Origin of the sequence: Labrys wisconsinensis (genome assembly GCF_030814995.1) — a bacterium.
Taxonomy (GTDB): domain Bacteria; phylum Pseudomonadota; class Alphaproteobacteria; order Rhizobiales; family Labraceae; genus Labrys; species Labrys wisconsinensis.
The window spans coordinates 224262-233996 of record NZ_JAUSVX010000014.1 but is presented as its reverse complement, the minus strand read 5'-3'; the positions used below and the strand labels follow the sequence as shown (position 1 = coordinate 233996).

11 protein-coding genes are annotated in these 9735 nt (G+C 69.3%); 4 read left to right on the top strand and 7 right to left on the bottom strand.

Annotated elements, in window-relative coordinates; genetic code table 11:
* From QO011_RS30520 to QO011_RS30500, 5 genes are all read right to left on the bottom strand, one after another.
* The coding region (locus QO011_RS30520; RefSeq protein WP_370882033.1) for a carbohydrate ABC transporter permease at positions 1-450 on the bottom strand (450 nt) is incomplete at its 3' end.
* A 403-nt stretch (positions 451-853) separates the two neighbouring features.
* Positions 854-1816 carry a sugar phosphate isomerase/epimerase family protein gene (locus QO011_RS30515; protein WP_307280874.1) on the bottom strand — a complete coding sequence of 321 codons (963 nt, stop codon included), beginning with the start codon at positions 1814-1816 and terminating at the stop codon, positions 854-856.
* Positions 1813-2664: a phosphotransferase gene (locus QO011_RS30510; RefSeq protein WP_307280872.1), complete on the bottom strand. Its 852-nt coding sequence runs from the start codon at positions 2662-2664 to the stop codon at positions 1813-1815. Before QO011_RS30510 ends, QO011_RS30515 begins: the two co-directional genes overlap by 4 nt.
* Positions 2661-3659 carry an Ldh family oxidoreductase gene (locus QO011_RS30505; RefSeq protein ID WP_307280870.1) on the bottom strand — a complete coding sequence of 333 codons (999 nt, stop codon included), beginning with the start codon at positions 3657-3659 and terminating at the stop codon, positions 2661-2663. Before QO011_RS30505 ends, QO011_RS30510 begins: the two co-directional genes overlap by 4 nt.
* A 138-nt stretch (positions 3660-3797) precedes the next feature.
* A complete protein-coding gene (locus QO011_RS30500) occupies positions 3798-4394 on the bottom strand; it encodes a hypothetical protein (RefSeq protein ID WP_307280868.1) in 597 nt (198 codons plus the stop codon).
* 532 nt (positions 4395-4926) lie between these two features.
* Here QO011_RS30500 and leuA point away from each other — a divergent pair.
* The 3 genes from leuA to QO011_RS30485 all read left to right on the top strand — a co-directional run bounded on the left by leuA (position 4927) and on the right by QO011_RS30485 (position 7530).
* Positions 4927-6618 carry a 2-isopropylmalate synthase gene (gene leuA / locus QO011_RS30495; protein ID WP_307280866.1) on the top strand — a complete coding sequence of 564 codons (1692 nt, stop codon included), beginning with the start codon at positions 4927-4929 and terminating at the stop codon, positions 6616-6618.
* 121 nt (positions 6619-6739) lie between these two features.
* Entirely contained in the window at positions 6740-7015 is a 276-nt protein-coding gene (locus QO011_RS30490; protein ID WP_307280864.1) for a type II toxin-antitoxin system TacA family antitoxin, read from the top strand.
* Complete coding sequence (locus QO011_RS30485; RefSeq protein ID WP_307280862.1) at positions 7012-7530, top strand: GNAT family N-acetyltransferase; 519 nt, start codon at positions 7012-7014, stop codon at positions 7528-7530. Before QO011_RS30490 ends, QO011_RS30485 begins: the two co-directional genes overlap by 4 nt.
* 54 nt (positions 7531-7584) lie before the next feature.
* On the opposite strand, the gene QO011_RS30480 is transcribed toward QO011_RS30485, so the two are convergent.
* A complete protein-coding gene (locus QO011_RS30480; RefSeq protein WP_307280860.1) occupies positions 7585-7977 on the bottom strand; it encodes a cupin domain-containing protein in 393 nt (130 codons plus the stop codon).
* 101 nt (positions 7978-8078) lie between these two features.
* Here QO011_RS30480 and QO011_RS30475 point away from each other — a divergent pair, with 101 nt between their 5' ends.
* The gene (locus QO011_RS30475) at positions 8079-9374 is read left to right on the top strand and encodes an FAD-dependent oxidoreductase (RefSeq protein ID WP_307280858.1); all 1296 of its coding nucleotides are present in this window, start codon (positions 8079-8081) and stop codon (positions 9372-9374) included.
* Here QO011_RS30475 and QO011_RS30470 read toward each other — a convergent pair.
* Positions 9362-9676: a hypothetical protein gene (locus QO011_RS30470; RefSeq protein WP_307280855.1), complete on the bottom strand. Its 315-nt coding sequence runs from the start codon at positions 9674-9676 to the stop codon at positions 9362-9364. The two genes, QO011_RS30475 and QO011_RS30470, sit on opposite strands and share 13 nt — an antisense overlap.
* Between the last annotated feature and the right edge of the window lie 59 nt (positions 9677-9735).

Sequence of the window (9735 nt, the reverse complement as noted above, 5' to 3'; positions counted from 1 at the left end):
GGCCATGGCGGCGAGCGTCGCCATGAAGGGCAGGAAGTGGATGGCGCGGTAGAAGGCGCGGCAGGACTTTCCGCTCTCGATGAGGAGCGCGATGATGAGGCCGAGGACGACGGTGCCCGGCACGACGATCAGCACGTAGACGAGGGTGTTGACCAGCGAGGCGCGGAAGCCCTCGTCGGCGAAGACCTCGCGGAAATTGGCCAGGCCGACGAAGGCGAGCGTCCGGGCCCCGAACTGCCAGTCGGTGAGCGCGATGACGATGACGGCGACGACCGGCAGGAAGAACAGCAGGACGAGCAGCAGGAAGGCGGGACCGGCCAGCGCATAGGCGACGAGCGCGTCGGCAAGCCGCAGCCGGCCGATGACGGAGGCAAGCGGCGGAACCGCCGCCCCGCCGCCGTCGTGCCTCGGCCCCTTCCCGGCGGACGCGAGAGAAACGGCACCGCTCATCGGGCGAAGCCCGCGAACACGCCATCCGAAATCGATGACGAAACGCCGCGCCGGACAGGCATCGAGCCATCCCGCTCGCTGATCCCACCGATCGAGACCATGGCCATCGCCTCCTGGTTCCACGTGGACATTGGACAGGGCTCGATCGCCCGTTCGGGCTCCCGTCGGCCGGACATGGCCTGTGCGGGAAACCGCAATGAATGTCGAATCGCAATGCTGCAATTGCGTGACTGACATCGAAAAATTCGATGGCAAAACGACAATTCGCGATCGCTGGCCGGACGATCGCTCCCGGCGCGGGATGCCGCAGGTTCGGCGAAAAGCTCCGCCGCACGCCGTGCGCGCCTTCGGCACGACCGCGCGTCAGCGCCGCGTCACAGGGGCGGCACGCTGGCCGGAGACATCAGCCGGCCCGGCGCCAGCGTCCTTCGCATCCCAGGCGGGAGAGGATCCGGCGAAACACTGCGACGCCGCGGAGCAGCGCGTCATGCTCGAGGGCGACCAGCCGGTCGGGAGCAAGCCTCGACTGGTCGAGAACGATGCGCGCGGGATCGAAGGGCGGCTCGAGGAAGGCGAACGCCCCTTCGCCCGGCACGACGCCGTCCATCGGCATGCGGCCGGGCCGGATCGGGGCGCTGTAGGCCCAGACATTCTCGAAGGTGATCCGGCGCAGTCCCTGGTCGAGCAGGCGCCGCGTCAGGCGCTCCAGCGGCAGGAAGCCGTCGCCGACGGGCACGCCGGCGACGGTGAGGCGCCCGGCGTGCTCGGGGCGCACCATCACATGGTCCTTGAGGTGAACCGAGTGGACATGCGGCAGGACCGCGTCCAGGGCCGCCTCGGGATCTTCCAGGACCATCTGCGAATTGCCGTAGTCATAGAGGATCTTGAGGTTGGGATGGCCCACGCGCTCGACGATCCCGGCAAGCTCGGGACCGGTGAAGTCCTCGTGGTTCTCCAGCACGACGACGATCCCGAGAGCGCCCGCCTTCGGCATGACAGCGCCGAGGTCGCGGGCGGTCGCCTCGGCCATCTCGGCGGGCGTGCCCTGATGGCGGGTATAGGTGCGCAGGCTGGTCGCCCCCATGAGGCTCGCCACGCCCAAGAGTTCCGACATGTGCGCCGGATCGGTCCCCGACGTATCGACCTCGAGGCTGAACGCCAGTGTCTCCAGATGGCGGCGCAGGCGCTCCATGCGCTCGGGCTCGCGGCCGCCGAGATGGCGGTAATTCGGGTCGTTCAACGAGAGGCTGATGCCGGAAAATCCGAGCGAGGCCGCGAGGTCGGCATAGGCGAGGGCGTCGAAGCCGGGCTTGTGGGCGAAATGGTGCCAGAGGCTGAAGCTGTGAATGGTCGCGTCGACGATCATTCGAGCGGCTCCATGTCACCCAGCTCCGCCGCCGCCGCCCGGCGATAGCGGGCGCAGATCTCGGGATCGGTCAGGACTTCGGCCCGCCAGCTGCAATAGGCGCCCATCCTCCAGGCATAGGCCGGGCGCAGCCGCGCATAGCGCTCGACCACGTCCTCGCGACCGAGCGCCGTCAGGAACGACGCGCGGTCGGCAGCGGTGAAGGGTGGCCTCTGGCTGAGAATCTGGAAGGCGGGCGAGAGGAAGCTGTGCACGTCCTCGCTGAGATCGCCCTGCGCCGGGCATTGCCAGTCGATCAGGCGCAGCGCCTCCCCCGCGCCGACGAGATTGCCGGCCCCGATGTCGGTATGGATCAGCGACAGCCGGGCGGGCGGGCCGAGCCGGGCGGCCCGAGGGCGCGGCTGGGAAGGCGCGGCCCTGCAGCGGGCGAACAGCGCATCGCCCTCCGCCAGAATCCTCTCCGCATCGATCGGCACGCGGCGAAAGCCCGCCGGATCGGCCGCCTCCTTGCGCCGCAGGAGGGCGGCCACCGCGGCGGGATCGCCGCTCCACGGCGCGCCCTCGACATAGGCGTAGACCAGGATCGAGCGCTCCGGCCAGAACCCGACCAGATCGGGCGCGACCCTCAGCCCGGCCAGCCGCCGCAGCGCTTCGGCCTCATCGGCGGGCAGGTTGGGAAACAGCGTTCCCGCCATCGGCGTGGCGAAGCGCTTGACCACCAGGCGGCGCGATCCGGCGGTGACCCGCAGCACCTGGTTGAGGTAGCCGCCCTTCATCGTCTCGACGACCGGCGTCCCGTCGCACAGCCCTTCGACCCGCAGGAACTCCGCAAGCTCCGCTTCGGTCATGCGAAGGCTCTCAGCCGCGCCAGGAGATCGGCGTCGATGGTCAGGCCTTCGCGCGCCAGCCGCTCCCGGCTGGCCTCGCGGCGCGCATTGGGCAGGCGCGCGCCGTCCTGCGCCATGATCGACGCCGTCAGGGCGGTGACCGCAGGGGCAAAGCCGCCCCGCGAGAACGCGTCCGGGTCGAGCGCCAGGAAGAACTGCCCGTTGTCGATCGGCCGTCCGTCGTCCTCGGTGAACGATCCCTGGTCCGGCCCCAGACGGCCGCCGGCCAGCGCGGCGCAAAGCACCTCCACCAGGAGGCCGATGCTGAAGCCCTTGACCCCGCCCGCGGGGGCCATGGACCCGGCCAGGCCGGCCTCGGCATCGGTGGTCGGCTCGCCGTTCCGGTCCAGCGCCCAGCCCGGCGGAATCGGCTCTCCGGCGTCTGCCGCCCGCTTCACCGCGGTCCAGGCGACGGCGGTGGCGGACTGATCGACCAGGAAGGCGATCTCGCCGCCGGGCGCCGGCACGGCATAGGAGATCGGGTTGGTGCCGATGACCGGCACCCGTCCGCCGACCGGCGCCACCGTCGGAACCGCGTTGGTCGCGCCGATCCCCAGAAGCCCGGCGCGGGCGAGAACGCCGGTGTGATAGCCGAGCGTCGCGGCGTTGTAGGAGTTGTAGACACCCATCGCCGCCACGCCATGGGCTTTCGCCGCCGGGATCAGGCGCCGGAACCCGGCCTCGATCGCCGGATGGGCAAAGCCATGGCCGGCATCGACGCGAAAGCCGACCTCCGACACGGCTTCGACCCGCGGCACCGCCTTGCCGTCCACCTTTCCACTGCGCAGGTGCCGGCAATAGAATTGCAGCCAGTAGAAGCCGTGCCCGTCGAGCCCGGAAAGCTCGGTGTCGAGGATGGCCTGCGCAAAATAGGCGGCATTCCCGGCGGAGGTGCCGCTGCCGATCAGCGCGGACCGGATCAGATCATGCGCCTCCGTCACCGAGAGTGCGGGCATCCGCTCCAACCTTCCTGACCGCCGAACGCGACCGGCGCGCCTCCCGGTCATGGTTTTGTACCGGCATGTGGAGAATGGCGGCAAGCTTGCCGGATCGGCGACCCGACCAAGGCCGGCCGGGGCCTCGCCGCCCGCCCCTCACTTCGCCGCCGGATCGACCTGCGGCGGCTCCAGCTTGAGGCTCGCGTCATAGGTGTAGCGGGTGTCGACCGTGCGCTTGTCCGCCCCGCCCTGCTCCACCAGCATGCGCGCGGGCAGATGGCTCACCGGGTCGACATAGAGGGTGGTGCTGGCCGAGCCGCCGGGCAGGTCGAGCTTGTAGGTGTAGACGAGGCTGTCCTTGCCGTCGATCGAGCGGACGCCGGAGCAATCGACGTCCGCGACCAGGTTGGGCGCGCGCATCTTCATGTTGGTCATGGCCTGCGCCACGCTGGCCGCCATCGCCGCGGGCATCTCGCGCCATCCCTCAGGCCGCTTGACCCAGATCCGATCGCCGATCTTCAGCATCTCGGACGTCCGGTCGCCGACGGTCTGGCGCGTGCGCACCCCGTCCGGCGGCACCACTTCGCTCGACAGCTCGATGCGGCCGGTCCCGGCGGTCACGACCCCTTCGGAGCGGTAGGGGCTGCCATTGGTGAGACGGTCGAGAGCCGTCAGGATCTCCTCCTTGCAATCGGCCCGGGCGGCAGGCGCGGCGAGGATGAGGACAAGGGAGGCGAGCGCGGCTGTGCGCATGTCTGAATTCCCGCTAAGCAGAATTTCCGAGCGCCGCCCACAGGGCGGACTCGAAAATTCTGCAGAGTTTTAAAGTTTCAGCCGAGTTTCTCGGATCGGAACCTTGCTCCGATCCGAGAAACTCGGCTTAGGCGATGCACGCCTGATGACATGCGCTTGTCCGGCGTCATTCTGTCGCCAGTGAGGCGGGCGCGGGAGAGCGCCCGGCCCTGGCGCGTGGCACCTTGGCGCGTGGCTCTTGCCCAGCGGGCCGCCTGCCTGTACAAGCACCACGCAAGATGAGGCGCGGGCCCTTGCAGGCGCGCCTTTCGCATCGAGGACAGAGCCGTGGCGACAGACGCCGCACAGAGCCTGACGACCCGCACCGCGCCCAAAGCGCGCGCGGTCGCGCTCGTCCTCAACGGCCTCCTCCTTAGCCGCCCCTGAGGGCCGGCCGGGCATCAGCCTGGGCGCTCAGGGGACCTCGACCGACCGGCGCGCCGCGGACCGATGAGTCCGGCCGCCATTCCCACCGGCTGAAGAGACCGACCCGATGAACATCGTCACCCAATCCGTTTCCGTATCCCCGTCCGTGGATTACGCCCGCAAGTACCGGCCCTGGCCGCCGGTCGACCTGCCCGACCGCACCTGGCCGTCCAGGACCATCACCAAGGCGCCGGTCTGGTGCGCCGTCGACCTCAGGGACGGCAACCAGTCGCTGATCGAGCCGATGGGCCAGGAGCGCAAGCTGCGCATGTTCGACGCCCTGGTGAAGATGGGCTTCAAGGAGATCGAGGTCGGCTTCCCCTCGGCCTCGCAGACCGATTTCGACTTCACCCGCTTCCTGATCGAGAGCGGCCGCATCCCCGACGGCGTCGCCATCCAGGTGCTGACCCAGGCGCGCGACGACCTGATCCGCCGCACCTTCGAAAGCCTGCGCGGCGTGAAATCCGCCATCGTCCATCTCTACAACTCCACCTCCGAGCTGCAGCGGCGCATCGTCTTCCGCATGGACCGGGCGGGAATCCGCGACCTCGCCGTCAACGGCGCCAGGCTGATCGTCGAGCTGACGCGCGAGCTCGGCATGGAGAGCGCCATCCGGCACCAGTATTCGCCCGAGAGCTTCATGGGCACCGAGCTCGATTTCTCCAAGGAGATCTGCGAGGCAGTGATGGACATCTACCAGCCGACGCCGCAGCGCCCGCTGATCCTGAACCTGCCGCTCACGGTCGAGATGTCGACGCCCAACGTCTACGCCGATCAGATCGAGTGGATGAGCCGCAACCTGAAGAACCGCGACAGCGTGCTGATCTCGCTGCATCCGCACAACGACCGTGGCACCGGCGTCGCGGCGGCCGAGCTCGCGCTGATGGCCGGGGCCGACCGCGTCGAGGGCACGCTGTTCGGCAATGGCGAGCGCACCGGCAATGTCGATCTCGTCACCCTGGCCGGCAACCTGATCATGTCGGGCGTCGACCCTCAGATCGACATCTCCGACATCAACGAGCTGGTGCGCGTCGCCGAGCACTGCAACCAGCTCCCCGTGCATCCGCGCCATCCCTATGCCGGCGAACTGGTGTTCACGGCCTTCTCCGGCTCGCACCAGGACGCGATCAACAAGGGCTTCAAGGCGATCGAGGCGTCCGCCTCGCCGGTCTGGGAGGTGCCCTACCTGCCGATCGATCCCAAGGACCTCGGCCGCTCCTACGAGGCGGTGATCCGCATCAACTCCCAGTCCGGCAAGGGCGGCATCGCCTATATCCTGGAGCGCGAGCATGGGCTGGAGCTGCCGCGCCTGCTGCAGGTCGAGTTCTCCAAGGTGGTGCAGGGCATCGCAGACGGCGAGGGCGTGGAGCTGCCGGCCGATCGCCTCTGGCAGGCCTTCTCCGCCGAATATCTCGACGGCAACGGCCGCTTCGCCTTCCTCTCCCACCAGGGCGAGCAGGAGCTGACGGCCCGCATCACCGACGAGGGCCGTGAGATCGCCGTGACGGGGCGCGGCAACGGCCCGATCGATGCCTTCGTCGATGCCCTGCGCCGGACCAGCGGCCTCGATTTCGACGTCGCCAACTATCGCGAGCACGCCATGGGCTCGGGCGCCAACGCCACTGCCGTGTCCTATGTCGAGCTGCGCCTCGCCGACGGCACCACGCTGTTCGGCGTCGGCATCGACAAGAACATCGTCACCGCCTCGCTCAAGGCGGTGGTGTCGGGCGTCAACCGGGCGCTGAAGCGCCGGGGGTGACGGCGGGATCCGGCAGCTCCTCCCCATGGCGGGAGGGGCTCATCCATTTGGATCGAGTCCACGCAGATTTTTGTTTGTACGGATTAAATCCGTACCGTATAGTGGGGTATGGAGATGCCTCATGCCTCGTAACGTCAGCGACAATGGCCGCATCGATCTGCGAATCCCGGCCGCCCAGAAGGCGGTGATCGCGCGCGCCGCGGCCCTGTCAAATGTCGACTTGACCGAGTTCGTCACGCGTTCCGCGCTGCGTGATGCGCAGGCTACGATCGAACGCGCCGAGCACCTGGCATTGTCGGAGCGCGACAGCTTGCGCGTCCTCGATCTGCTCGAGAACCCGCCGGCACCGGCCGATCGTCTCATCCGCGCCGCCAGGTCCGGCCAGACCCTCGCGTGAGCGCCCTCACCTGGCTGGAAGTGCCGATCGGCAAGCATCATGATCGGGCGGCGTTCGACTGCGGAGAGGTGCAGCTCAACACCTATCTGCAGCGCTTCGCGCGCCAGAACCACGACACAGGCGGCGCCAAGACCTTCGTTGCCGTGACGGCGCAAGAGCCCGCTCGTATCCTCGGCTTCTATTCGCTCAGCCCCGCCTCACTGGACTATGCCCGCACGCCGGCGACCGCCAAGCGCGGCCTCGGCCGTTACGACGTGCCGGTGTACCGTCTCGGCCGCCTGGCCGTCGATCGCGCGATACAGGGGCGCGGGCTGGGAGGAGGTCTGCTGCTCGCTGCGGGAAAACGCTGCATGGCGGTCGCGCAGGAAGTCGGCGGGGTCGCCCTGCTGATCGACGCCAAGGACGACCAGGCGGCGCGCTGGTATGAAGGCTATGGGGCGATCCGTCTCGATGACGCACCGCTTTCTCTGGTCCTGCCCTTCGGGGCAATCGCAAAAGCCCTGGCTGCAATCTGACAGCAAGGAGAGGGCTCGACCGGGGCCTTCTTTCGCCCCCTGCCAGCGTTCGGACTACTCCGCCTCGACCGAATAAGGCACCACGCTCTCCTGCTCGTTCGGATCGGAGCGCGCCACGATCGCCTCGGCGAACTCGGTGTCGCTGAGGTTGACCGGCTGGTGCGGCAGGTCCGGCGGGATGAAGATGAAGTCGCCGGCCTGGTTGATCACCGATTGGCGCAGGCCCTCGCCGTAGCGGGTCTCGACCCGGCCCTTGATGAGATAGATCGCCGTCTCGTGGCCGGCGTGGCTGTGCGGCTCGGCCTTACCGCCAGGCGGGATCAGCACCTTGTAGAGGCTGAGGCGCGTGGCACCGGCGCTCGGGCCGGAGATGCCGACGAACATGGCGAGCTTCTGGAGCGATCCGGACATGCTCTCCGGCCGGACGGTGACGATGCTGGCCTCCACGGCGGTGCCCCTCCCCGGGCGCCGGCCGGATCGTTGCGCCGGGCCGGTCAATGGAACAGGATGCGCATCCTGCCACGGTTTTCCCGGTCCGCAACGTCGCCATGTCCTCGTCCCTGTCCATTGCGATCGCCGGCGCCGGCGTGGCGGGCCTGGCCGCTGCCGCCTTCCTCGCCGATGCCGGCCACCGGCCGGTGATCTTCGAGCGTTTCGACGCGGCACGGCCGGTCGGCGCCGGGCTGCTGATCCAGCCGACCGGGCTCGCGGCGCTGGAGCGGCTCGGCGCCCGCGCCGCGGCGGAAGCCCTCGGCCAGCGCATCGAGCGCCTGCACGGGCGGGCCGAGCCAACCGGCCGGACCGTCTTCGACCTGCGCTACGACATGCTGGCTCCGGGCCTGGCCGGGCTCGGCATGCACCGCGCCAGCCTGTTCCACGTGCTGTGGCAGGCGGTGAAGGCGCGAGGGGTCGGGCTTGAAGCCGGCGTCGAGGCGGCCGGTACCGAGGAAACCGCGCAGGGCATCACCCTCCTCGACAGTCGCGGCCGGCGCTTCGGCCCGTTCGACCTGGTGGTCGACGCCAGCGGCGCGCGCTCGAAGCTGCGCGAGGGCCTCGGGCCGGTCGCGATCCGACCCTATCGCTATGGCGCGGTCTGGGGCGTCGGCCGCCACACGATGTTCGAGCGCGGCGTCCTGCAGCAGCGCTACCGGAGTGCCCGCTTCATGATCGGCGTGCTGCCCATCGGCCGCCTGCCCGACGATCCGGCCCCGCTCGACGCCTTCTTCTGGAGCCTGCCGGGCGGGGGCCATGCCGCCTTCGCCGCGGGCGATCTCGACGGCTGGCGCGAGGACGTGGCGGTGCTCTGGCCGCAGACCCGGACGCTCACCGCGCAGTTCGCCGACGCGACCGCCCTGGCCCCGGCGCGCTACGCCCAGCTCACCGTGCGCCGGCCCTGGCGCGGGCGCCTGGTGCTGGTCGGCGATGCCGCGCACCAGACCAGCCCGCAGCTCGGCCAGGGCGCCAACATGGCGCTCCTCGACGGCGCCGCCCTGGCCGACGCGCTGGCGGCCGCTCCCGTCGCGGACGCCCTGCCCGCCTATGCCGCGCGCCGGCGGGCGCATGTGCGCTTCTACCAGGCGGCGAGCGCGCTGCTGACGCCGTTCTTCCAATCGGATTCGGCCGCGGCGGCCTGGGCGCGCGACCTCGCCTTCGGGCCGATGGCGAAGCTGCCCTGGCTGCGGCGGGAGATGATCCGCACCCTGGCCGGGCTGAAGACCGGCCCGTTCACGGTGCAGACGCCAGAGATACTGGCGGGTCGGGACGGAGCAGGCTCGCTGGCGCCGGTCCAGCCGAACCGCTTGCTGTCGGCCCGGACGGCATCCTCGCGGCGTCATCGGTCATAGGTCTTGCCGCCCGTGCTCCATTCATAAAGCGTCGAAGAATAGGGCAACCGAAGGATGATGTTTCCCTCCTTCGCCACACGCGACAGCACGCCCATGCGGCAGAGAAGGGTCACTTCTCCCATGTTCCTCTCACACCAGGCATCGGCGCTGTCGATGAAGCGAAGCGAGCCCAGCCTCCACATCAGGATGGTCCGTCCCTCAGGAACCGCTCCTATCGGCTGGATGACGAACATGGTCACCAATTGCGTGGCGGCCGCGCACAAAAGCCCGGCAACGAGAACAATGATCCACGGCCGCTTCATCGATTCCCAACCGCCATCGGCCCATGTGTCGAAACGCGGGGCCGCTCATTGCATCGGAC

Coding starts and splice junctions, on each gene's coding strand:
- QO011_RS30515 (WP_307280874.1), bottom strand. CDS start 1,816: ATGATCGTCGACGCGACCATTCACAGCTTCAGCCTCTGGCACCATTTC.
- QO011_RS30510 (WP_307280872.1), bottom strand. CDS start 2,664: ATGACCGAAGCGGAGCTTGCGGAGTTCCTGCGGGTCGAAGGGCTGTGC.
- QO011_RS30505 (WP_307280870.1), bottom strand. CDS start 3,659: ATGCCCGCACTCTCGGTGACGGAGGCGCATGATCTGATCCGGTCCGCG.
- QO011_RS30500 (WP_307280868.1), bottom strand. CDS start 4,394: ATGCGCACAGCCGCGCTCGCCTCCCTTGTCCTCATCCTCGCCGCGCCT.
- leuA (WP_307280866.1), top strand. CDS start 4,927: ATGAACATCGTCACCCAATCCGTTTCCGTATCCCCGTCCGTGGATTAC.
- QO011_RS30490 (WP_307280864.1), top strand. CDS start 6,740: ATGCCTCGTAACGTCAGCGACAATGGCCGCATCGATCTGCGAATCCCG.
- QO011_RS30475 (WP_307280858.1), top strand. CDS start 8,079: ATGTCCTCGTCCCTGTCCATTGCGATCGCCGGCGCCGGCGTGGCGGGC.
- QO011_RS30470 (WP_307280855.1), bottom strand. CDS start 9,676: ATGAAGCGGCCGTGGATCATTGTTCTCGTTGCCGGGCTTTTGTGCGCG.